This window comes from Rhodococcus sp. H-CA8f (genome assembly GCF_002501585.1).
Taxonomy (GTDB): Bacteria; Actinomycetota; Actinomycetes; order Mycobacteriales; family Mycobacteriaceae; genus Rhodococcus_F; species Rhodococcus_F erythropolis.
In genome coordinates this window covers 1,435,709-1,459,018 of the sequence record NZ_CP023720.1, presented here as the reverse complement: position 1 = coordinate 1,459,018, position 23,310 = coordinate 1,435,709, and the positions used below count along the sequence as shown (strand labels likewise).

Below are 23,310 nucleotides of genomic sequence, written 5' to 3'. Positions count from 1 at the left end.
GCGAGCCTACCTACAGTTTCCCGACGCGCGACCGGGGTGACACCCGCGGAGAATAGACCGGAATGAAGCGGAACATCATCGCCGCGCCGGCGAACGAAGTCGCGCCCAGTGCGGCAAATGCCCACCCGAGCGGGAACACCGCGGCGAGAAGACCGATCGCGAGCGGCCCACCGAACATGCCCGTGTCGTGCGTCAATCGCCATGCAGCGAGGAACTCGGCGCGCTCTTCGGGCGGGGCGATATCAGCGCCGAGAGTCATGATCACGCCGTTGCCCAGTCCGTTGCCGATCCCCATCACGACAGCGACCACGGTCAATCCCACTGCACCCGTCGAAAACGGCAACATCAGGTACGACACACCGATCACCGTCAGCGAAGGCACCGCGACCAACCTACGGCCGTATCGGTCCATGATGTGTCCGGCCGGATACGAGCACAGCAGGTCCACGGCCGCACCGATACCGAAGATCACACTCACCTGGGCTGCATCCAACCCGAGGTGCAATGCCCACAATGGAAGAACGGCCTCACGCGAAGCGCGGGCGGCGCCCATCAGAAGGGAGCCTGTCCCGAGCGTCGACAGAGCGGCACGATGACGGCGAAGGATCTCCGGGAGGGTGACGTGCCCGTGATCGCTGTTGCCCGCCTGCACCTTTCGTGGCGGGTCGGGAACGCGGGCCATCAGCGCCCCGGCGAGCACGACGCCCACCAACTGGACGAGGAATCCTCCGCGCGCTCCCACCAGGAGAATCACGCCGGCACCGATGAGCGGTCCCAGGAAGAAACCCAACCGCCACATCGCGGCGAACGACGACATTGCTCGGGCCCGAAGACCGAGTGGCACGGTCTCGGCGAGGTAGCTCTGCCGCGCAAGGCCCCACACCGCATTCGCCAGTCCGGTCAACAGTGCGCCGATACCGAGCATCCACGGAGTCTGCGCAAGCAGACAGATCACCACTCCTGTTGCACCCAAGGAACTTCCGCCGATGATCGATCTACGCTCACCGAAACGCGACACTATCCGGCCGGCAGGGAGGTCACCGAGTACGGCACCCAAGCCACCGAGCGCAACGATCAGGCCGGCGACGGCGACCGATGCGCCCAGGTCGCGCGCGGTGACGGCCATGATGGGGGCAGCCGCACCCTGACCGATCCCGAAGATAGCCGCCGGCACGAAAACCGTTGTGACCAGTGGCTTGAGTCCGGCAATCGCCGGCTGTTCCTTGGGCAGTGTTTCCGTCACGCGCTCACTTCTGCCGCGTCAGCGGCCCGCGAGAACCGGTTCGCCGGACGATCGAGGCCGTAGTGGCCCCGCAGGGTCGATTCGGTGTACTCGGTTCGGAAGAGCCCACGCGCCTGCAGAATCGGCACGACCCGGTCGACGAACACCTCGAGCCCTCCGGGCAGATAGGGCGGCATGATGTTGAAGCCGTCCGCTGCGCCCTTGTCGAACCATGCGGTCAACTCGTCCGCGACCTGCTCCGGTGTCCCTGCAAATGTCCGATGCCCACGGCCACCGCCGAGTTTGCCGATCAATTCACGGACGGTGAGGTTTTCGCTCTCTGCAAGATCTTTGACGAGTTGGTATCGACTCTTGTTCCCTTGGATGCGATCGATGTCCGGCAACGGTGGCAGCGGGGCATCCAGAGAATGCTCGGTGAGATCGACACCCACCATGTTCGAGAGTTGGCGCAGCGAATACTCCGGAGAGATCAGGTCCGTGAACGACTGCTCCAGAGCCTTCGCTTCTTCTTCCGTATCCGCGATGAAGGGCACGATGCCCGGCAGTACCTTGATCTCGTCGGGACTACGCCCGTACTTGATCAGCCGCGCTTTGAGATCGTTGTAGAAATCCTGCCCCTGCTCGAGTGTTCGTTGAGCGGTGAACACGGCTTCGGCATACCTCGCCGCGAAATCCTTACCGCTCTCGGAGGAACCGGCCTGTACAAGCAGCGGACGTCCCTGTGGAGACCTCGGCGAATTGAGCGGGCCAGCCACCGTGAATCGTTGACCGTCGTGGTCGATGCGATGGACACGATCAGGATCGGCGAAGATTCCGGTCTCTTCGTCCAGGACAACTGCCCCCTCTTCCCAGCTGTCCCAGAGTCCGAGCGTCACGTCGAGAAACTCCTCGGCGCGCTCGTAACGACCGCTGTGCGTCGGTACCGCATCGAGGCCGAAGTTCGCGGCCTCGTCGGCGCCGGCCGACGTCACGATGTTCCACCCGCCTCGTCCGCCACTGATGTGATCGAGGGAAGCGAACTTCCTTGCAAGAGTGTACGGATCGCTGTAACTGGTCGACGCGGTTGCAATCAACCCCACCTTCTCGGTGGCCGCAGCGATCGCCGACAGCAAGGTGACGGGTTCGAAGATCGCCTGAGTGTTGTATTTGACCCGCGGACCGACTGCTAGACCGTCGGCGAAGAACACCGAGTCCAGCTTTCCACGCTCGGCGATTCTCCCCAGTTCCTGGAAGTGCTTGACGTCCAGGAGGTTGGCCGCATTTGTGCGTGGGTGGCGCCACGCCGCCTCATGATGGCCGACGCCCATCAGGAAGGCGTTCAGATGAAATTGTCGTTCGGACATGAGTTCGCAGAATCTTTCCGTGAAAGTGTGGTCAGGTGGTGACGCGCCAGCGCGAGAGCCGACGTTCGATCAGGACCAGAATCGCGTTGATTGTCAGACCCAACAACGAGATCGCGACGATGCCCGCATACATGTTCGGGATCTGGAAGTTGAGTTGGGAAGCGGTGATCAGATACCCGAGACCGGCTTTGGCCCCGACCATTTCGGCGGCGATCAGCACGAGAATCGACGACGCGGCGGCCATGCGGATACCCGTGAAGATCGTGGGAACTGCGGCGGGCAGAACCACCTTCTGGAACAGCCGAATCGAGGAGAACCCCAGCGAGGCAGCGGACTTGATCAGCAGGGGGTCCACTGTTCGCACACCGGAGATCGTGTTGAGCAGAATCGGGAAGGTGCAGGCGTAGATCACCAGGGCGATCTTCGATTCCTCACCGATTCCGAGAATCAGCACGAAGACGGGAAGCAGAGCCAAGGCTGCTGTGTTGCGGAACAATTCGAGAATCGGGTTGAGGAAGTCGGAGACCGGGCGGTACCAGGCGATCGCGATTCCCAACGGAATCGCGATCGCGATGGCCACGAAGAATCCGGTCAGCGCACGCGTCAGACTGGCCGAAACATGCTCTTGCAATTGTCCGTTCTCGGCGAGAGTGAAGAATGCGGACACAACTTCGGTGAAGGGCGGCAGGAAGACCTTGTCCACCAGCCCGAGCCGAGGTGCCGCTTCCCAGATCCCGAGGAAGATCGCGATCGCAATCGACGGCTTGGCAATCCGCCAGGCGGTGGAACCAATGTAGCGCGCCGCCTTGCCGCCGGCCTGGCTCCGCTGCGCAATGTCAGGTGTTTTGTCGGCCAACGGTTTCGGGGTGGCGACCACCTCCGGCGTCGCCAATGCGCTAGACATGTGCAACCTCCTTGGCAGGATCGAGTTCGCCGGCCCGAGCGCGCTCGACTTCACCGTGCAGCAGCGTCCAGATCCGGTGCCGGAACACACGGAACTCCTCACCTGATCGCACGTCGTCGCCGGACCGGTCGATGTCGATGTCGACGATCGTCTTGACGCGCCCCGGGCGCGAAGTCAGTACTGCGACACGTTGCCCGAGGTAGATGGCCTCGTCGATTCCGTGGGTGATGAACAGGATGGTCTTGCCGGTGGCCTTCCAGATGCGCAGAAGCTCGTCCTGCAGCGACTCTCGCGTCTGTGCGTCCAGCGCAGCAAATGGTTCGTCCATCAGCAACACTTCGGGATCGAATGCCAAGCTGCGGGCGATCGCGACTCGCTGCTTCATTCCACCGGACAACTCGTGCGGATAGCGATCCGCGAAACCTTGCAGACCGACCAGTTCGAGGTAATGCTCGGCGAGTTCGCGTCGCTCGCTCTTCTTCACGCCCTTCGCTTCGAGTCCGAACTCGATATTGTGACGTGCAGTTCGCCATGGAAGTAGCGCGTATTGCTGGAAGACGATTCCCCGATCCAAGCCTGGGCCCGTGATCTGCTTGCCGTCCAGAAGGATTCGACCGGACGTGGGTGAACTGAGCCCTCCGAGGAGGTCCAGCAGAGTCGACTTGCCGCAACCACTCGGCCCGACGAGGACCAGGAACTCCCCCGGCGCCACGTCGATGTTGATGTCCTCGACCGCGGTGAAAACTTCGTCGGTCCCACGAATGTCGAACTGTTTGGTGACGTGCTCGAGCCGTAGTTTCGGTTCTGTGCTCATTTTGCTGCCTCCAGTGCCTGTCCGTCAGCGCCGCTGTCGGGTGAATACGTTCCGTTGGCGTACGGGTTGAATTCGTTGGTGTAGATGTCCGACGGCTTCAACTTTCCTTCTTCGAGTTCGCCGTTACGGGTGAGCCAGTCGATCCACGTGCTGATCTCGGTATCGGTGATCGTTCCGCCGGGACCGGCGACTCCTGGGCTCTTCCAGTAACTGATGAGCTTGGTGTCCTCGTTGCGTCCGCGGCTGTTGATGATCGACGTCAGCTTCGCGATCACTTCTTCTCGTGGGTGCGTCTGCGTCCAGCGGATGGCCCTCGCTGTTCCCTGTACGAAATCGGCGACCGCCTCCTTGTTCTGCGCGATGTAGTCGTCACGGAACACCAACGTGCCGTAGGTGAACGAGCCGAACAGCGATTCGTCGGTGAACAGCTCGCGAAGACCACCGCGTTCGAGCGCTGAGTCACGGAAGACCGAGCCGAGGGTGGCGACATCGATCTGTCCCTGCCGCAGCGCCTGTTCCGTGTTGACCGGCGGAACGACGATCAATTCAACCTGCTTGATCTCGTCAGGCGTAAGTCCCTGCCGCGCAAGCCATTCACGGACGACGAACTCGTGGTGCGCACCAAGGGTGTTCATCCCGACCTTCTTGCCGATCAAGTCCTTCGCCGACTTGATCGGACTGTCGTCGAGTACGTAGTACCCGTTGAAGCTCTCCTTGTCGGAGCCGTAGTACCCGATGACCGAGGTGATCGGCGAACCCGCAGAAGCCAACTTCACCACCGCACCGTTGAACGCTCCGCCGAACTCGGTTTGACCAGTCGCTGCGTTCTGAATGCTCTGAGGGCCGCTGGTCGTATCGCCGATCCAGTTGAGCTCCACGTCGTTGAAGTAACCGAGGTCAGCGGCCAGTTCGGGGTAGATGACCTGTCCGGTGCTGCCCTCGTACCGCAGGACGGTCTTGCCGTCGGCGGTCTTGACGACTTCGTCGGAGGAGCCCGAGCAGGCAACGGCAAGGCTGGACAGAGTGACAAAGGCGACGGCCGCGGCTACCGAGCGCGCGAAACGAGGGCGAATCATGAAGTTGCTTCCTGTAGAAGATGATTGGTTCAGTTCTCGGCTACACCTGTCCGGAGCGCCGTGTGCGGCGCTCGGCACAGGCAGGTGTGGGGAATGTCAGTTCAACGACAACAGTTGAGCGACATGAGCGGGAAAGACCGAAACACGTGAGACTCCAATGAATGTGAAGACAAAATCGAGCCGTTAGCAGTGCCGAAACCATACGTCGGCACCCACTACCTGGGTCAACGGTTACATTCATGCCGGATTTAATGTGTGAGGTCCGTATCATGAGGGCATGCTTTCGCCGACGACTGCGCAGGACTTCGAGCAACACCGTGGCCACCTGACGTCGGTGGCCTACCGTCTCACCGGAAGTTTCAGCGACGCTCAGGATGCGGTGCAGGAGGCATGGATACGCTTGCAAGTCGCACAATCGAGACAAGGAAGCGACCTCGAGATCCGGGAGCTGCGCGGATGGCTCACCACTGTTGTCGGTCGGATCTGCCTCGATCATCTCAAATCGGCCGCAGTCAGAAGAGAAAGCTATGTCGGACAGTGGCTTCCGGAGCCGATCGTCACGCCCGTCGACGCCACCGCGGGCACACCCTCAGCGACACCCGATCCGCTGGAGTACGTCGTGAGGCAGGAACAGAATCGTTTTGCTGCCCTCGTCGTCCTGGACACCCTTACTCCCGCTCAACGCGTTGCTTTCGTCCTGCATGACGGCTTCGACGTGCCCTTCGCCGAGGTTGCGCGCATCCTCGACATCGAAGTAGCCACTGCCCGTCAGTTGGCCTCGCGGGCCCGTAAAGCCGCAGCGTCGGCGCCGGTCCCGGTCAGTAGCGAGGAGCATGCTGCCGCCGTCGAGCGATTGGTGACGGCTATCGCGAGTGGAGATCTGAACGCCGTGATCGATGCACTCGATCCCGATGCCGTCCTGATCGGTGACGCAGGCGGAACGACCCGCACGGCTGTCAACATTGTGCGCGGCAGCGATCGTGTGGCGCGGTTCTACCTGGGATTGGCCCGCAAGTACGGACCGGCAGCGGTGTTCTCGATGTCACCGGTTCTCGTCAACGGACGGCTCGGCGGTGTATTCGCCGGCTCACCAGGGGATGACCAGTACCCGCAGTTCGCCGCTCGCGTTGCCGGCTTCACTGTCCGCGACGGAGTTGTGTGCGCAGCCTACGATATTGCGAATCCAGCCAAGTTCAGCGCTGTGCCGATGCTCGATCACACCGAACCCGAACGCAAGTAACGAGACTCCCATTCCTCGAGGTGTGATCTGGACACCTGCGTTCCGAACCACAGTCGGTGCAGTACATCCGATCCCAGATGATGCAATTCGGTGTGCGTCCTCCACTGCTGCGACGCCCACTCTGGTTCGTTGTGGGCGGCGTCGATCCCGGCCATCGCGCTACCTCGCAGTTCGAAGTCCAGGTCCCGTCGAAGCTCCGAAAGCTCCGACCAATTCGCCTGTGGTGCATAGTGCCTCGCGCGAATTTCGGTCAGCAGCTTGAACAGGACGCTACTCGCCCGTTCGTCGACCCAGATCAGAGTGCGTCGATGCGCACCGCGCCCCACCGTCCACAGGACCACCAACGCCACGACGACGCCGATTGCAGTCTCGAGCATGCGGCTGAGGATCAGATGTTGGACGGTCCCGTGCGCACCACCGGCCGCGCCGAGGAGAATCGCGAGGGCGGTGATGAAGATGACGGCTATCCCGTAATTCCGCACCAGGAACAGCTCGATCCCGGCCATCAGGACTGCAAGTACCGCCACCAACCACAGACCGGTCGGACTCCAGGCGTAGATGGCACCCAACAGAATCAACCCGAGGACGGTTCCGCCGATGCGGTGAATTCCGCGATAGGTGCCCAGTATTCGATCCGGTCCTTGATGAAGGACCATCGCCGCGGCGATCACCGCCCAGTCCGGGCGATCGATGCCGAGCAGGACGGTGAGGGTTCCCGCGGCCATGCAGGCAATGGACAGCCGAAGTGCCGTGACCGACGCTCGGCTGGACGGATTGCAGGCGCGGAGGAACCGATATCGGATCGTCGGATCGGGCAGAGGCGGGTGAGCCCCGACCTCGTCGACGTCGAACGCGGGGTCCGCCATGAGCTCCGGATCGTGGTCGTCGGAGATCGCTCTGGCCATCGAGATCTGCGCTCGTTCGAGTTCACGGGTCAACGGATGGTCTTTCCCGACGATTGCGCCGCGGTAAAGGCACTGCCACGCGTCGTGCAGCCGAAGTGCTGCAGCGTGGCGTTTGTCTCGCGTGAGTTCGGGTGGGGCGTACGCCGCCTGAGCGTCCGTGTACTCCGCAACGGCCGATACGGCTGCCTGTACAGCGCTGCGTTCGACAGCTCTCGGTGCCCACAGGATTCCCGTCATCGAGACGACCACCGCGCTGATCCCACCGATTGCCGTCCACATCGCAACCTCGACCGGCGGCTGGCCGGGAGTGGCGATCACGGAGCTGATCTCGGTGGTGAGCAACAGAAAGAACGCGCCCGGTGGACCCAATCGAAGCGCGTCGACGGTGAAGGCGCAGGTCGACACCACGACGGCCATGATCAGCACGACAAAGACGAGCAGCACCGTCGGCGCTCCCTCGGCGATGGCTCGGTGGACGGGCTCACCCACTGATGCCCCGATGAAGGACAGGATCGTCAGCGACGTCGCGGCGATACCGACCGCCTTCCACCTGCTCCGGTACGGACGACCCTCACCGTAGATCGATGCAAATGCGCCGAGGCCGACCAGGAGCGACGCAGACCCGAATCCGAGCAGTGTGGCGATGGCCGCCGGAATCGCCAGGGCGAGGGCGACGCGAACCGCTCCGGGGTACCGGTTTCCCACCGGTGGCAATCCGAACAGGACGCTGCGCGCCGGCCGCGGAGCCGGGAGGTTGGACTCGTGACCCGCTGATGTTTCTTCGGGGTCCACTGCCCATCCTTCGCGCCGGCCTGTTCGTGTCTGTGTCCTCCCATTCTTGCGGGCGGCCGACGTGGAATTCGAGGCGGGTCCGGAGGTCGATTAGACCACCCCGTTATTGACACTCTGTCAACAGTGTGGATGATAGGTGGAGTCGGATCCGCTCGCGGGTCGCACTTCATCGATCGGGAGAATCACGATGACGCAAGGATCTACCGTTACCCGAACCACCGAACGCCGGTCCCCGTGGATGGACGACGAATTGGAGGCCGTGGCCGACCTGGCAAGGAACTTCTTCGCCAAACACGTCACACCGCATCAGAAACGCTTCGCGTCCCAGGGTTTTCCCGACAAATCCGCATATCGGGAACTCGGGACGCTCGGGCTCGCCGGCATGTCGATCCCCACCGAGTACGGCGGCGGAGGAGGAACGTTTGCGCACGACGCCGTGCTGTTCCACGAGCAGGTCATGGCGGGTGATCATTCACTCCAACTCGGCGTGCACTCGGGAATCGTGCCGCACTACCTCAATGCCTACACCGATCACGAGCACAAACTGCGCTGGCTACCGAAGCTGGTGAGTGGCGAGTGGGTGGGCGCAATCGCCATGACCGAGCCCGGCACCGGATCCGACTTGCAGAACATCACCACCCGCGCCGTCCGCGACGGTGACGACTACCTGATCAGCGGCGCAAAGACATTCATCTCCAACGGTCGCAATTGTGATCTGGTGATCATTGCCGCCAAGACCGATCCCGGCCTCGGAGCGCGTGGAGTGTCGCTCATCGTGGCCGAGGTCGATGACAACACACCGGGTTTCGAGCGCGGGCGAATACTCGAGAAGGTCGGACAGAAGGGCCAGGACACCACCGAGCTGTTCTTCGACCGCTTGCGGGTGCCTGCAACAAACCTGCTCGGGGACCGCGAAGGCACAGGGTTTGCCCAGCTGATGCAGCAGCTACTGCCCGAACGATTGATCTGCGGAGTTGCAGCCACTGCGGCAATGGAGCGTGCCGTCACCCTCACCGTCGAGTACACCAAATCCCGAAACATGTTCGGGCAAACGCTCTTCGACCTGCAGAACACCCGCTTCGAACTTGCCGAGTGTGCGTCCATCGCTCGTATCTCACGAACGTTCATCGACGACTGCATCGTCAAATACCTTGCCGGGCAACTCGATGCGACTACCGCCGCGATGGCCAAGTACTGGCTCACCGATCAGCAGTGCGCCGTGATCGACCGCTGCGTGCAACTACACGGCGGGTACGGCTACATACTCGAATATCCCATCGCTCAGATGTACGCCGACGCTCGTATTCAGCGAATCTACGCCGGATCGAACGAAGTCATGAAAGACCTCGTGGCGAGATCACTCTGAGCAATCAGGAATCCGCCTCGCACGCCGGCAGAACGTCACGCACGATGGCGAGCAAACTGTGTACCAGCAGAAGGTGCACCTGTTCGCGGTCGAGCGCTCCCGTCACCAACCACTGCTTACTGGCGGCCTTGGCCAATCCTCCGTACGCCACGATCATCGAATGAACAGCAGCCTCGCTGCCTTCACTCGGTCGAATCTCGAGCGCATCCATCATGCGTCGCGCAGCAACGTCGTCAGCGTCCTGCAGGATCCGGTCCATCTCGGGGTCACGGCGGAGGTCGTCGGACATGACTGTCGAGATCCACATGTCGCGATGACGCCAGGCGACGTCGAGCCACCGATCGATCACGGCGCCGATCCGCTTCTCCTGGCTCGCCGATCGCGGAATGCGGTCCACCGCCACTTCGGGAATGAAGACGAATCGCCGCACGACGTCGAGGTACAACTCCCGCTTGGAGCCGAAGTAATGATTGAGCAGCGGACGACCGACCCCGGCCGCCTTGGCCAACTCGGTCATCGAGACGTCGGCAAAAGACTTCTCCTCGAAAACCTTTGCCGCGCTGACAATGATCTGCTCACGCCGGTCTTCAGGACCGAGACGCTTTCCGCCTGTGGCCGACGCGGACGTCATTCTTTTCTCGCGGGCGTGCTGTTGACCGTCGCCTGCGCTTCGACCATGAGCGAAATGTGTTCCACCAATCGCCTTCGAGAGATCTTGGAGGACGGGGTGTGCGCCTGATAGATGAACGCGAGGGCACCGAACAGCCCCACCGAATTGAGTTCGGAGTTCGCGGAGTCGGTTGCCTCGCCGCCGTACATCAGCTCGAGCGACGCGGAGATCGGATTGGTGAACTCCGCCATCAATTCTCGCCCTCGATCCCACAGCGCAGGTTCCGCCTGGGATTCGACGAACATGATGCGTCCACGGCGCGGATCCTTGAATACGTAGGTGGTGAAGGCCTTCACCACGTGACGGATCAGGGCCGACGGTTCGGAAGGCGCCGCCTCGAGAGCGTCCAGAATAGTGTCGCGTGCCCCGAGAACGACCTCGTCGAGCACGGCGACCAGCAGTTCGTCACGATTGGCGAAGCTCTCGTAGAAGTACCGTTCGGTCAGCGCAGCCTCGCGGCAGGTCGCACGCATGGTCGCGGCGGCCGCACCCTCGGTGCCCATGATCTGCAACCCGGCTTCGATCAGCTGTGCCCGGCGCGCGGCGCGGCGATCTTCTGGTTCCTGCCCACGCCACCTGCGCGGGCCGGTGCGCCGAGCCTCGGTATCCGTCATGTCCCCATGTTCTCACTGACCGGCAGTGCTCTCGACCTCAGGTTATCGCGGCGACCTCGGCAAGCGAACTGACATCGCACGATGTCAATCAATTCAATTCTGACATCAATCGCTGTTGACATCACTTGATGTCAGACTTACTCTTCGTTCAGTTGTTCACGCACCAATCAGGAGGCGTCACACATGGTCGACATCGACCCAACCTCGGGGCCATCGGCCGGTGACGAGGAAACTCGAACTCGCCGAACACGAGTCGTCGTCATCGGAGCCGGTTTCGGCGGCATCGGAACGGCTGTCCGCTTGAAGCAGTCCGGGATCGACGACTTCGTCGTTCTGGAACGTGCCGCGGAGCCCGGGGGGACCTGGCAGGTCAATACCTACCCCGGTGCACAGTGCGACATCCCGTCGATTCTGTACTCGTTCTCGTTTGCGCCCAATCCGAACTGGACGCGGCTGTATCCCCTGCAGCCCGAGATCTACGACTATCTCCGGGATTGCGTCCATCGCTTCGGACTGGCCGGTCATTTCCACTGCAACCAGGACGTGACAGAAGCTTCGTGGGACGAGCAAGCCCAGATCTGGCGGGTACACACTGCGGAAACCGTCTGGGAGGCACAGTTCCTGGTCGCGGCCACCGGCCCGTTCAGTGCCCCCGCCACACCCGACCTTCCCGGGCTCGAATCGTTTCGTGGTCAGATGTTCCACACCGCGGACTGGAACCACGACCACGACCTTCGCGGTGAGCGGATAGCCGTGGTCGGCACCGGCGCCTCTGCGGTGCAGATCATCCCCAGACTGCAACCGCTCGCGGACACGTTGACCGTGTTCCAGCGGACACCGACGTGGATCCTGCCGCATCCGGATCAGCCGATGACCGGCTGGCCAAGCGCTCTCTTCGAGCGGGTGCCGCTCACCCAACGACTGGCACGCAAGGGACTCGACCTGCTTCAAGAAGCCCTGGTACCCGGATTCGTGTACAAGCCGTCACTGCTCAAAGGGCTGGCCGCACTCGGCCGAGCACACCTTCGCCGGCAGGTGCGGGACCCGGAGCTTCGCGCAAAGCTGCTCCCCCACTACGCATTCGGATGCAAGCGTCCGACGTTCTCGAACACCTACTATCCCGCGCTGGCGTCACCCAATGTGGAGGTGGTGACGGACGGAATCGTCGAGGTGCAGGAGCGCGGAGTTCTCACCGCGGACGGCGCCTTCCGGGAAGTCGACACCATAGTCATGGGAACCGGCTTTCGGATGGGAGACAACCCGTCGTTCGACATCATCCGAGGCCAGGACGGCCGCAGCCTCGCACAGACGTGGAACGGCAGTGCCGAGGCCTTCCTCGGCACCACTATCAGCGGTTTTCCGAACTTCTTCATGATCCTCGGCCCCAATTCCGTGGTCTACACCTCACAGGTCGTCACGATCGAAGCCCAGGTCGAGTACATCGTGAGCTGCATTCTTCAAATGGACGAGCGCGGCATCGGCAGCATCGACGTCCGCGCAGACGTGCAACGCGAGTTCGTACGCGCGACAGACCGCCGACTCGCCACCAGCGTGTGGAACGCCGGCGGGTGCAGTAGTTACTACCTCGTCGACGGCGGTCGCAACTACACCTTCTATCCCGGATTCAACCGATCATTCCGGGCCAGGACCAAACGAGCCGACCTCGCTCACTACGCGCAGGTACAACCCGTCTCGTCCGCAGCACTCACCACTGCTCGAGAAACCGTGAGGAGCCGATAATGCTCGGCATCAACGCCTTCCGAGGCACACCCGTCGTCGCACCGTCCGGCGCTCGCCGCTACACCGACGAAGCACATGCGATCGCCGCCCGTGACGTCGAATTCGACTGGGACGGCGTACCACTGCATTATGTGCCGAACGAACCGATGGTCACCCACGTCATCAACTTCATGCATCTCGTGTTACCCGAAGGAGAGCGGGCCATGTCCGCAACGCTCGCCGAAGCACTCCCGCTCATCGAAGACACTCGCCTGCACGAAGAGGTGGTGGGATTCGTCGGCCAGGAAGCAACACACGCGTCGTCGCACAAAGGTGCACGCGAGCATCTTGCGGACCTCGGCATGGACATGAAACCGATGTCACGCCGGATGGACTGGCTCGTGGACAAGATATTGGGCGACAAAGGATTGACCGGAAAAGCCAAGCACGCCTGGCTCTGTGAACGTCTCGGCTTGTTTGCCGCCATGGAGCACTACACGGCAGTGGTCGGGGAATGGCTGCTCACCGATCCCGCCCTCGAAGATGCCGGCATGCACCCGATGATGCTCGACATGGTGAAGTGGCACGGCGCCGAGGAAGTCGAACACCGCAACGTAGCCTTCGACGCCTACATGTACGTGGACGGCAGCTACGCCAGACGCGTTCGCACGGCGCTGCTGGCCAGCTTCACGTTGTTCGTGCTGTTCATCGCCTCGATGAACTACCTGTTCCGACAGGACCCGTCCACGACGAAGGGCCGACTGTGGCCTCTCCAACTGATAAGCGCCACCCGTCGTGGCCTGGTACCCAACATGAAATTCCTGATCACCGAGATTCCTCCGTATCTGCGGCCGAGCTTCCATCCTTCCCAGATCGGGGACATGGACGTCGCCATGCGTTACCTCGCTCGCTCGCCTGCTGCCAATCGTTCTTCCGAAGCGAGCGCAGGATGAACAAGACGACTGCCGACAGTTCCCACGACGCACCCGACTTCACACCGACCCGGTCGTTGAGGTTTGCCGCGCAAGCCACCGGCGCATACCGCCGAATCTTTGCAGCAAGTCCAGCAGCGCACATACTTTCGCGCCCCAGCCCGGTCCGCTACAGCGGGTTCGACATGACTCTGGACGTGAAGTCCGTCCGGTCAGAGTGCGACGACGTCCTGAGTGTCACCTTGACCCCGAGGGAAGGAATCACCCTTCCGTCGTGGATTCCCGGCGCCCACCTCGACATCTTTCTCCCCTCGGGAAGGCAACGACAGTATTCGCTGTGCGGCGACCCCGACGACTTGTCCTCGTATCGGATCGCCGTCCGGAGGATCGACGAGGGTGGGGGCGGCTCGCGCGAGATACACGAGTCGCTGAAACCCGGCATGGTTGTGGACGTCCGAGGGCCACGCAACGCGTTTCCGTTTGTCGCGGCTCCGTCGTACCTCTTTGTTGCGGGCGGAATCGGGATCACTCCGCTCCTTCCCATGGTGCAACGTTGTCACCGCCGCGGAATCCCCTGGCGTTTGGATTATCTCGGACGAACTCGGACGGCCATGCCATTTCTCGACGAGATCGAGGAATACTCCAGCGGCCGGGTAACCATCCGACCGGACGACGAGTTGGGCCCGACGGATATCGAAACACTGGTCGCTGCTGCGGATCCCGGTGCCGCGGTGTACACGTGCGGACCGGCGCCGCTGATGAACATGGTGCGCGCGGCGACCTTCGCCGGCAATCCGACCGGATCGGTGCACAGCGAGAGGTTCTCCCCACTCCCGGTAGTCGACGGCAAGGAGTTCACGGTGCATCTGGCGCGCACCGGTCTCACCGTCGATGTGGGCGAGTCCGAAAGTGCTTTGGCTGCGATACGACGTGCACTTCCCGGAGTCGCGTATTCCTGCCAACAGGGCTTCTGCGGTACGTGCAAGGTTCGGGTGCTCTCGGGGAGCGTCGATCATCGAGACACCTTGCTCACCGAATCCGAACGTGCCGATTCGATGTTGACCTGTCGATCACGTTCCACCGGTGCATCTTTGGTGGTGGACCTGTGAGGGGAAAATTCTCTCTTGCGGCAGCCGACGCAGACTTCGTCCGATCCGCGCCGCTGGTGATCACTCACCGGATCGAATCCGAAGCGACGTGCGAAAGCTTGTGGCAGACGTTGACCGCGGACGGAGCGCTCACGTCGTGGGCGCGCGGGATCACCGGAGCCGACTGGACCTCGGCCAGACCATTCGGCATCGGGACTACCCGAACCGTGCGCGCCGGCGCTTTTGCTGCACTGAACGAGAGATTCTTCCGCTGGGACGAGGGGCACCGAATGACGTTCTACGTGGAGTCGGCGTCACTGCCGGGGTTCAAACGCTTCGCCGAAGATCTGGTGCTGGAACCGACTTCGACTGGCAGCCGCCTCACCTGGACGTTCGCTGTCCAAGCGCAGCCGTTGTTCGCCCCGATTCTGTCTCTGTCCCGACCGATCCTCGAACGCGTCACTCGCAGCTGGGCCGACGGCGCCGTTCACCACACACTTCAAGGAACTCCACGATGACGGCGACCGAGATCGACACGACTACACAGGCGTCCGACGACACGGTGACACAGGCAGTGCGCGACGCCCGAACTGCTTCCGAGTGGTGGGCAGAACTGACATTCGAGCAACGCGCTCGTCGACTGGATCGGTGGCGTGGAATCATCGCTCGTCGAGCATCCGAACTCGCCGACGTCGTGCACCGGGACATGGGCAAGCCGCACCCTGACGCGATGCTCGAAATCGCCATGGCACTCGAACATCTCGCGTGGGCGTCGAAGAATGCCCGAAATGTATTGGGCAGGCGCAGCGTCCGCTCCAGTTTGTTGACGGTCAATCAGGCCGCCTCGGTGGAGTATCGACCTCTCGGGGTGATCGGTGTGATCGGTCCGTGGAACTATCCGGTCTTCACCCCACTCGGTTCGCTCTCGTTCTCGCTGGCTGCAGGCAACGCCGTGGTCTACAAGCCGAGTGAGTTCGCGCCGGCAGTCGGGCAATGGTTGGTCCGAGCGTTTGCCGAGGTCGTCCCTGAACATCCTGTGCTGCAAGTTGTCACAGGCGACGGTTCGGTCGGCGCGGCACTGTGCCTGGCCGGTGTCGACAAGATCGGGTTCACCGGATCGACCGCGACGGGCAAGAAAGTCATGGCAGCGTGCGCCGAGACCCTCACACCGGTGTTGATGGAATGTGGCGGTAAGGACGCGCTCATCCTTGATGCCGACGGAAATGTTGGTGCCGCCGCGGATGCTGCGGTGTGGGGCGCATTGTCCAACTCCGGTCAAACCTGTCTGGGCGTCGAGCGTGTATACGTGCACGAACAGGTCTACGACGAGTTTATCGACAAGACAATCACTTTGGCTGCCCGAGTTCATGCCGGTCCGGGTGCCGAAGACAAGATCGGTCCGATCACCATGCCCGCGCAAGTGGCTGTAATCCGGCGCCACATCGACGACGCGATGTCGCGGGGTGGACGTGTCGTTCTCGGAGGGCTCGGCTCGATCTCCGGCCAGTACGTGCAACCGACCATCATGGTCGACGTCCCCGAAGACAGCCTCGCCGTCACGGAGGAAACTTTCGGCCCGACGATGACGATCACCAAGGTCGCCTCGATGGACGAGGCGGTGGAGTTGGTCAATGCGTCGCCATACGCATTGGGAGCAAGCGTGTTCGGCAAGGATGGAGCGGCTGTTGCCGATCGGCTCCGATCCGGAGGAGCGTCGGTGAACTCTTACGTGATGTATGCCGCGGTTCCCAACCTGCCACTGGGTGGGGTCGGAGCATCTGGTTTCGGACGCGTTCACGGCCCAGATGGTCTGAAGGAGTTCACCTATGCCCGGTCGATGACCAGGCAACGATTCCGTTCGCCCCTACCACTGACGACGTTTCGACGGACCGCCCGAATCGACTGGCTGGTCAAGGTTCTCATCCGCGCTCTACACGGAAGGCACTGAAGCAATGACGGGACGCATGTCCGCAATTGCGGGAACAGTCCGCGATCTGGGCATTCCACTGTCCGGACGCCGAATCGACTACGACGTCGCCGGAAAGGTCGTGCTGATCACCGGCGGAGGCGACGGTATCGGTTCCGCGCTGGCGCGCACTCTCCACCGGCGTGGGGCCACCGTGGCGCTGGTCGACGTCAACGAAAGTTCATTGGCAACGGCCGAGCGCTCATTCGAGTCACAGCGAGTCGTGACGGTGACGGCCGATGTCCGAGATCGGGACGGCATGACCGCAGCCGTGCAAACGATCATCGAGCAGCTGGGCAGAATCGACGTCGTGGTGGCCAACGCCGGAATCACCCCTCCCCCGGCAACATTGCGCCAGATCGATCCCGACGCCTTCGATCGCGTGCTCGACGTCAATCTCACCGGCGTCTTCAACACAGTGCATCCGACCATCGACGAGGTGATCCGCAACAGTGGGCACATCGTCGTCGTGTCATCGGCAGCGTCGTTCGCCCCCGGTTTGGGCGGCGCTTCGTACATGATCAGCAAGGCTGGGGTCGAAGCGCTCGGCCGGGCGCTGCGTCTCGAGGTTGCCGGCTACGGCGCCACTGCCGGCATCGCGTACTTCGGGATGGTGGATACACAACTTGCACGCGCCACACTCGACGACGACGAGATCGGGCGCAAACTCGACGCTCGACTACCCGGTCCCCTCCGTCATCGAATCTCCCCGGACCGTGCCGCCACGGTGATCGCAGACGCGATCGCGCGCCGCGCCGCGCGGACCCTTGCCCCCGCTGCCTGGGAACCCTGGGCGTGGGGACGCGGATTCATCAATGTCCTGGCCGACGGCTATCTGGCCAGGGACAAACAGGCACACGACCTGATCCGCGAACTCGAAGACAGAACCACCGCTGCGGCCCCGACGAATGCATCAGCCCTGACAAAGGCATCCAGGAGAACATCATGACCACGTTGTGTGCAGCCTTCCAGCGAGTGTCGGCGGTAGCGCCCGACGCGGTGGCCCTGCGAGACATCGGCGATGCGCGAACACTGACGTGGCGCGAGTACGCCGAACAGGTCCGCGAGGTTGCCGCGGGATTGGCCGGAATCGGCGTGGGACACGGCGATACGGTTGCCCTGATGATGAGTAACCGCATCGAGTTCTATCCGATCGACGTCGGTGCCCAACATCTCGGCGCGACGTCCTTCTCCATCTACAACACGTCGGCACCCGAAGCCATCCGTTACATCCTCGCCAATTCCGGTGCACGGGTTCTCGTCTGCGAAGACCGGTACATGGATACGGTCCGCCGCTCGGGCGCCACACTCGAGACGATCGTCGTCGTCGACGCGCAATCGCATGTCCACCAGCCCGGCACTGTGACCCTGCAGCAGATGAAGAATTCTGCCGCATCGGATTTCGATTTCGAGGGCACCTGGCGTGCGGTGAAACCGAACGACGTCGCCACGTTGATCTACACCTCCGGCACGACCGGCAACCCCAAGGGCGTCGAGACGACTCATGCATGCCTGTTGTTCGAAACCAACGCCGTAAGCGCTGTACTCCCCGTCGAATTCGGTGACCGCATCACCTCGTACATGCCGTCGGCGCACATCGCCGATCGGCTCACCTGCCTGTACATGCAAATGGTGTTCGGCACCCAGATCACTGTCGTGCCGGATCCGCGCCAGGTAGCGGCCGCGCTTCCGGACTGTCGCCCCACGATCTGGGGCAGCGTCCCCCGTGTGTGGGAAAAGCTGAAAGTTGCAGTCGAATCGGCTGTCGCCAACGAACCGGACGACGCGCGGCGAGCGGCGTTGCAGTGGGCACTCGACGTCGGTCGCACTCGTCTCGCACACTTACGAGCCGGTGAAACAGTCCCCGCCGAACTGGAAGCGGACTACGCCCGAGCCGATACGATGGTCCTGTCCGCTCTGCGTGCGAAACTCGGCTTTGCCGAACTGAAGTGGGCCATCTCTGGCGCCGCACCGATTCCGCCGGACACGTTGGCATTCTTTGCAGCCCTGGGAGTTCCGATCTCGGAGATCTGGGGAATGTCCGAGCTGACATGCATCGCGAGCACCGCGCCGGCCGAGCCGACCAAGCTCGGAACGGTCGGAAAGTTACTCCCAGGCATGGAAATGCGCATCGAGGCGGACGGCGAGCTACTGGTTCGAGGCCCGTTGGTCATGAAGGGGTACCGCGGCGAACCGGCAAAAACGGCCGAAGCGATCAGTGCAGACGGGTGGCTCTCGACCGGAGATGTCGTCACCGCCGACGCGGACGGCTACCTCACGGTGATCGATCGCAAGAAGGAGCTGATCATCAACGCGTCGGGAAAGAACATGTCACCGGCTGCCATCGAGACGGCAGTGAAGACGTCGTCGTCGTTGATCGGTGAGGTCGTGACGATCGGAGACGGCCGAAAGTTCAACACAGCGTTGATCACTCTCAGCGCCGACGCCGCGGTCGGAGCGGCACGCTCACTGGGACTTGCGGCCGAGGCCGCGGTACTCGCCAAGGACGCTCGGATCGTCGACGTCGTTGCAACTGCTGTCGCCGAGGGAAACTCGCGTCTGTCGAGGGCCGAGCAGATCAAGCGGTTTCACGTACTCACCATGTTCTGGGAGCCAGGCGGCGACGAGCTGACACCGACGATGAAGCTCAGGCGCAAGCCGATAGCCGAGAAGTACGCGTCCGAAATTGCAGCCCTCTATGCGGATTCGGTCGTTGAGGACGTCTACGAGCCTGCACCCTGCGCATAGATCAGCGTCTCGGTGGCCTTGACCACAAACGTAGCGGCCGATCCCGGAACCAGATCGAGTTCGGCCGCTGCGCTCGCCGTGATGTCGGCAGACAAGCCCGGCTGGCCGGCTTCGTCCTCCGCTCGCACTCGGACGACATCGCCTCGATTTTCGATCTCCGCGATCGTGACCGCAAACGCATTTCGTGGGCTGCCGTGCGGCGGATCCAGGAAGACCGACACTGCTCGCGGCTCGAAGACCGCCACGGCGGCACTGCCGGCCGGTAGGTCGGTCTCCGTCTGGCCCGCGATATCCACCCCGACCGGACTTCTGAGCACTCCGTCTCCGGCCATCGTGCCGCTGCGCAAGTTGATTCCGGCGATGCGTGCTGCGAATGCACTACGCGGGCGGGTCAGAACTGTTCGTACGTCACCACGTTCGACGACCCGGCCACCGTCCATGACGACAACCGTGTCGGCCAGCGCCAGTGCGTCCAGAGCGTCGTGCGTGACCAGTACGGCCGTGCGATCGCCGGTCCTGAGCACTCGGCGCAGTAACGACCGCAGCGCGGGGGCGGAGGCGACATCGAGCGCGGACATCGGTTCGTCGAGCAGAAGCAGTTCGGGTTCAGCAGCCAATGCCCTCGCCACTGCAACCCGTTGCGCTTGGCCGCCGGAGAGCTGTGAAGGCTTGCGGTCAGCCAAATCGCCGGCGTCGACTGCGTCCAGCCAATGGCGCGCGGACTCGGCGGAATCGCGACGCGACCGCCCTGCACTGCGCGGCGCGAACGCCACGTTCGCAGCCGCACTGAGATGGGGAAAGAGAAGTGCCTCTTGCGCGAGTAGGGCAGTGCCGCGCCGATGGGGTGCCAACACGACTCCCCTACGGGTATCGGTGAGAACGCGGGAATTGAGTTCGATCAATCCGCGCCGCGGATGATGCAGTCCGGCTACCGCCGCCAGTACCGTCGACTTGCCGGCGCCGTTCGGCCCGAGGATGGCGGTCACCTCGCCCGCCGCTACGTCGAACGTCGCAACGACGTCGCGCTCCGGAATCTCGATGTCGACGTGGAGGCCACTCACAACGAACCCGCCGATCCGCGTCCACGCACCGCAACCACGATGACCACCGCGACTACGACCAACACCAGCGAAAGCGCCACCGCTGCATCCGGATCGGTCTCGCGCTGGAGATAGATTTCCAGCGGCAGGGTACGCGTCACCCCTTGCAGACTTCCCGCGAAGGTCAGCGTCGCACCGAATTCCCCCAGCGCTCGAGCGAAAGCCAGAACTGCCCCTGACACCAGACCGGGAAGCACCAGCGGCAGAGTCACCCGGCGAAGCACAGTGGTCGGGCGGGCTCCGAGCGTCGAGGCAACGGCCTCGTATCTTGTACCCGCAGTGCGTAGTGCACCTTCGAGGCTGACGACGAGGAACGGTAGCGCAACAAACGTCTGCGCCAGGACCACCGCGGTTGTCGAGAATGCTATCTGGATGCCGAGCACTTCCAACTGCTCACCGATCAACCCTTTGCGCCCGAACGTGTACAGCAACGCGATACCGCCCACCACGGGCGGCAGAACCAGCGGGAGCAGAATCAACGATCGAAGAACGGACAGTCCCCGAAAATGACTGCGCGCCAATACCGCGGCCATCGGTACCCCGAACAGGATGCACAGCAGCGTGCTCATTGCCGCTGTCTTCAAACTCAGTTTCAACGCGGCAACCGACGATTCGGAAGTCACGAGTTCCCAGAACTGCGACCACTGCACGGTGGCCAGCATCGCCGCCAAGGGCGCGATGACAAACGCTCCGCCGATCAGCGCCGGAAGGTAAATCCATACCGGCAACCCGAGCGGAGCCCGGACTGCCGGTCTTAGGTGTGTCACGGGGCAGCGAATCCCGCGTCACTCAGAACTGCCAGGCCCTTGGGCCCCTTCACGAGATCGACGAATTTGGTTGCCGTTCCCGAATTCTTCGAATCCTTCAGCACCGCAATCTGGTACAGGTTGACCACCGTGGTGGCTTCTGGGAACGCGACCGTCTGCACCTTGTCACCCGCGGACTTCGCGTCGGTGACGTAAACGATGCCGGCATCGGCCTGCCCGGACGTCACCTTGTTGAGAACGTCCGTCACCGACGATTCCTCACTGACGGGCGAGAGGGTCTCACCTGTGGCCGTCTCGACCTTCTTCGTAGCCGCGCCGCACGGGACCTGCGGAGCGCAGATCACCAGTTGTGTCCCCTCCTTTGCCAGATCTGCGAAGGACGCGATGCCCTTCGGATTGCCAGGCGGTACAACGATCGTCAAGGTATTGCTCGCGAAATCCGAGGGCGACCCCGCGACGACACCGGCATCGGTGGCCTTGGTCATGTTGGCGGCGTCAGCCGAGGCGAACACGTCAGCCGGTGCGCCCTGGGTGATCTGGGCGACGAGATCCGAGGACCCGGCAAAGCTGAATGTGACCGATGAACCGGGGTTCTCGGACTCGAACTCCTTGCCGAGTTCGGTGAAGCTGTTCTTGAGTGACGCCGCCGCGAAGACGGTGATGCTTCCCGTGGCACTGTCACTGGAAGTGGTCGTGGTCGGAGCGGCCGACGACGTCTCCGACGACGAATTGTCGGAGGAACTACAACCGGTCACCAGGGCAAGCGAAAAGGCACCTGCTGCAACAAGTCCGACTACACGCTTCACGAATTTCCTCCAGTATGTTCAGAACTACGGCGTTTCCACGATGACCGTGGTGGCCTTCACGATTGCGACTCCGATACTCCCGACCTCGAGTCCGAGCTCCCGAACCGCGTCGGTACTCATCAACGAGACGACAGTGAAGGGCCCACACTGCATTTCGACCTGGGCCATCACCTTGTCGGTGACGACCTTGGTGACGAGGCCGGCGAACCGGTTGCGGGCCGAACTCGCACCCGCGAGCGGATCGGCCGGTGCGGGTCCGGCGTTGGACCGGGCGAAGCCCGCCAACTCGGCACCGTCGATGACCTTGCGGCCGGAGTCGTCCGTCGTCGCGGTGAGAAGCCCACCGTCGACCCACCGTCGAACGGTGTCGTCACTGACACCGAGCAGACCGGCAGCTTCGCGGATTCGAATGTTGGGCACCAGGTGATCGTAGGTCGCAAGTGCGGACCTAACAAGCCGAAATACTCCGCAGATGCGTGAACTAGTCAATCATGATCACGTATCTGCGGAGCATTGTCGATAGTTGCCGTAGACGAGTCAGCGCATCATTCTTCGGCCCAGGGCACGCGGCAGGAGTCGGTGCTGAACCCTTGCTCGGTGATCCCCAACGCCGAATACATCCGGGCGCGCATGTTTTCGAGCCCGATCTGATAGGTCAGTTCCACGACGCCCGCTCGCCCGAACCTGCGCTCGAGATCCGCGACCTGCTCGTCCGTCACCCCGTTCTCCCCGTGCGGGTCACCGGTCATGGCATCGGCGTAGGCGATCGCGGCCCGCTCGTCCTCGCTGTACTTCGGTGAATCCCGGTAATTCGCGATCCCTTTCAGCTTGTCGATGTCCAAACCGTCCAGGCGCGAGAGCATCGTCCCGAAGTCGACACACCACGAGCAGCCGACAGTCCAGGCGACGCGATAGACGGCCAGTTCACGAATGTTCGACGGCAGCACTTTCGACGCCTTCTGCACGGCCATCTCGTGACGGGCAGCCGCGACGAACAATTTCCGATGGTTGGCCAGGACGGCAAAGGGCTCGGGGACTTCGTCGTACTGCCTGGCAGCGAATTTGTATGCCACTTTGATCAACGGACTGGCTTCTGACGGTGTCACTGCGGGAATGCGAGTCATGGCAAGCCTCCGTATGTTCTGGGGCACCGGATTCGATGCTCTCTACAGAGTTGGACGATGGCGGCGATTCAAACGTGACAAGCACCGCGTCCG

General features: G+C 62.6%; 22 protein-coding genes. 9 read left to right on the top strand and 13 right to left on the bottom strand.

All coding sequences use genetic code 11. From position 1 onward, the window contains the following. Positions 1-10: 10 nt before the first annotated feature. The 5 genes from CPI83_RS07015 to CPI83_RS06995 are packed head-to-tail and all read right to left on the bottom strand — an operon-like array spanning position 11 to position 5,380. Entirely contained in the window at positions 11-1,243 is a 1,233-nt protein-coding gene (locus tag CPI83_RS07015; protein ID WP_021332205.1) for an MFS transporter, read from the bottom strand. Beyond that, entirely contained in the window at positions 1,240-2,586 is a 1,347-nt protein-coding gene (locus tag CPI83_RS07010; protein WP_021332204.1) for an LLM class flavin-dependent oxidoreductase, read from the bottom strand. The genes CPI83_RS07015 and CPI83_RS07010 overlap by 4 nt, the downstream gene beginning before the upstream one ends. 31 nt (positions 2,587-2,617) lie before the next feature. Continuing rightward, positions 2,618-3,490 (bottom strand): ABC transporter permease, encoded by an 873-nt coding sequence (locus tag CPI83_RS07005; protein WP_030535349.1) that lies wholly within the window; start codon positions 3,488-3,490, stop codon positions 2,618-2,620. Continuing rightward, positions 3,483-4,304: an ABC transporter ATP-binding protein gene (locus CPI83_RS07000; RefSeq protein ID WP_003940477.1), complete on the bottom strand. Its 822-nt coding sequence runs from the start codon at positions 4,302-4,304 to the stop codon at positions 3,483-3,485. Before CPI83_RS07000 ends, CPI83_RS07005 begins: the two co-directional genes overlap by 8 nt. After that, positions 4,301-5,380, bottom strand: coding sequence for an ABC transporter substrate-binding protein (locus CPI83_RS06995; protein WP_019744955.1), 1,080 nt, complete (start codon positions 5,378-5,380; stop codon positions 4,301-4,303). Before CPI83_RS06995 ends, CPI83_RS07000 begins: the two co-directional genes overlap by 4 nt. 277 nt (positions 5,381-5,657) lie before the next feature. On the opposite strand from CPI83_RS06995, the gene CPI83_RS06990 reads away from it, so the two are divergent. Beyond that, positions 5,658-6,620, top strand: a complete 963-nt coding sequence (locus CPI83_RS06990) for a sigma-70 family RNA polymerase sigma factor (RefSeq protein ID WP_070795815.1) — start codon at positions 5,658-5,660, stop codon at positions 6,618-6,620. Here the strand turns inward: CPI83_RS06990 and CPI83_RS06985 are convergent. Then, a complete protein-coding gene (locus CPI83_RS06985) occupies positions 6,596-8,317 on the bottom strand; it encodes an FUSC family protein (RefSeq protein WP_031330878.1) in 1,722 nt (573 codons plus the stop codon). The two genes, CPI83_RS06990 and CPI83_RS06985, sit on opposite strands and share 25 nt — an antisense overlap. Positions 8,318-8,504: 187 nt before the next feature. Here CPI83_RS06985 and CPI83_RS06980 point away from each other — a divergent pair, with 187 nt between their 5' ends. Then, positions 8,505-9,683: an acyl-CoA dehydrogenase family protein gene (locus CPI83_RS06980; RefSeq protein ID WP_097388136.1), complete on the top strand. Its 1,179-nt coding sequence runs from the start codon at positions 8,505-8,507 to the stop codon at positions 9,681-9,683. A gap of 4 nt (positions 9,684-9,687) precedes the next feature. On the opposite strand, the gene CPI83_RS06975 is transcribed toward CPI83_RS06980, so the two are convergent. Both CPI83_RS06975 and CPI83_RS06970 read right to left on the bottom strand, forming a co-directional pair. Then, the gene (locus CPI83_RS06975; RefSeq protein WP_019744959.1) at positions 9,688-10,314 is read right to left on the bottom strand and encodes a TetR/AcrR family transcriptional regulator; all 627 of its coding nucleotides are present in this window, start codon (positions 10,312-10,314) and stop codon (positions 9,688-9,690) included. Next, complete coding sequence (locus tag CPI83_RS06970) at positions 10,311-10,967, bottom strand: TetR/AcrR family transcriptional regulator (protein ID WP_019744960.1); 657 nt, start codon at positions 10,965-10,967, stop codon at positions 10,311-10,313. Before CPI83_RS06970 ends, CPI83_RS06975 begins: the two co-directional genes overlap by 4 nt. A gap of 183 nt (positions 10,968-11,150) precedes the next feature. Between CPI83_RS06970 and CPI83_RS06965 the strand changes: the two genes are divergently transcribed. The 7 genes from CPI83_RS06965 to fadD11 are packed head-to-tail and all read left to right on the top strand — an operon-like array spanning position 11,151 to position 19,420. Further along, positions 11,151-12,707, top strand: a complete 1,557-nt coding sequence (locus CPI83_RS06965; RefSeq protein ID WP_019744961.1) for an NAD(P)/FAD-dependent oxidoreductase — start codon at positions 11,151-11,153, stop codon at positions 12,705-12,707. Next, a complete protein-coding gene (locus CPI83_RS06960) occupies positions 12,707-13,639 on the top strand; it encodes a metal-dependent hydrolase (protein ID WP_019744962.1) in 933 nt (310 codons plus the stop codon). The genes CPI83_RS06965 and CPI83_RS06960 overlap by 1 nt, the downstream gene beginning before the upstream one ends. Beyond that, complete coding sequence (locus tag CPI83_RS06955; RefSeq protein WP_020908820.1) at positions 13,636-14,727, top strand: PDR/VanB family oxidoreductase; 1,092 nt, start codon at positions 13,636-13,638, stop codon at positions 14,725-14,727. The genes CPI83_RS06960 and CPI83_RS06955 overlap by 4 nt, the downstream gene beginning before the upstream one ends. Then, entirely contained in the window at positions 14,724-15,224 is a 501-nt protein-coding gene (locus CPI83_RS06950) for an SRPBCC family protein (RefSeq protein ID WP_021345298.1), read from the top strand. The genes CPI83_RS06955 and CPI83_RS06950 overlap by 4 nt, the downstream gene beginning before the upstream one ends. Next, the gene (locus CPI83_RS06945; protein WP_097387004.1) at positions 15,221-16,654 is read left to right on the top strand and encodes an aldehyde dehydrogenase family protein; all 1,434 of its coding nucleotides are present in this window, start codon (positions 15,221-15,223) and stop codon (positions 16,652-16,654) included. The genes CPI83_RS06950 and CPI83_RS06945 overlap by 4 nt, the downstream gene beginning before the upstream one ends. Positions 16,655-16,658: 4 nt before the next feature. Beyond that, entirely contained in the window at positions 16,659-17,621 is a 963-nt protein-coding gene (locus CPI83_RS06940; protein WP_097387003.1) for an SDR family oxidoreductase, read from the top strand. Further along, the gene (fadD11, locus tag CPI83_RS06935; RefSeq protein ID WP_097387002.1) at positions 17,618-19,420 is read left to right on the top strand and encodes a fatty acid--CoA ligase FadD11; all 1,803 of its coding nucleotides are present in this window, start codon (positions 17,618-17,620) and stop codon (positions 19,418-19,420) included. Before CPI83_RS06940 ends, fadD11 begins: the two co-directional genes overlap by 4 nt. Here fadD11 and CPI83_RS06930 read toward each other — a convergent pair. From CPI83_RS06930 to CPI83_RS06910, 5 genes are all read right to left on the bottom strand, one after another. Beyond that, on the bottom strand, positions 19,396-20,481 hold the full coding sequence (locus CPI83_RS06930) for an ATP-binding cassette domain-containing protein (RefSeq protein ID WP_021345303.1): 1,086 nt from the start codon (positions 20,479-20,481) through the stop codon (positions 19,396-19,398). The genes fadD11 and CPI83_RS06930 overlap by 25 nt on opposite strands. Next, positions 20,478-21,287, bottom strand: coding sequence for an ABC transporter permease (locus tag CPI83_RS06925; RefSeq protein ID WP_020970514.1), 810 nt, complete (start codon positions 21,285-21,287; stop codon positions 20,478-20,480). Before CPI83_RS06925 ends, CPI83_RS06930 begins: the two co-directional genes overlap by 4 nt. Continuing rightward, positions 21,284-22,093 (bottom strand): molybdate ABC transporter substrate-binding protein, encoded by an 810-nt coding sequence (modA, locus tag CPI83_RS06920; protein WP_058037805.1) that lies wholly within the window; start codon positions 22,091-22,093, stop codon positions 21,284-21,286. Before modA ends, CPI83_RS06925 begins: the two co-directional genes overlap by 4 nt. 24 nt (positions 22,094-22,117) lie before the next feature. Next, a complete protein-coding gene (locus CPI83_RS06915) occupies positions 22,118-22,513 on the bottom strand; it encodes a TOBE domain-containing protein (RefSeq protein ID WP_097387001.1) in 396 nt (131 codons plus the stop codon). Between the two features lie 125 nt (positions 22,514-22,638). Further along, positions 22,639-23,217 carry a carboxymuconolactone decarboxylase family protein gene (locus tag CPI83_RS06910; RefSeq protein ID WP_020908828.1) on the bottom strand — a complete coding sequence of 193 codons (579 nt, stop codon included), beginning with the start codon at positions 23,215-23,217 and terminating at the stop codon, positions 22,639-22,641. Between the last annotated feature and the right edge of the window lie 93 nt (positions 23,218-23,310).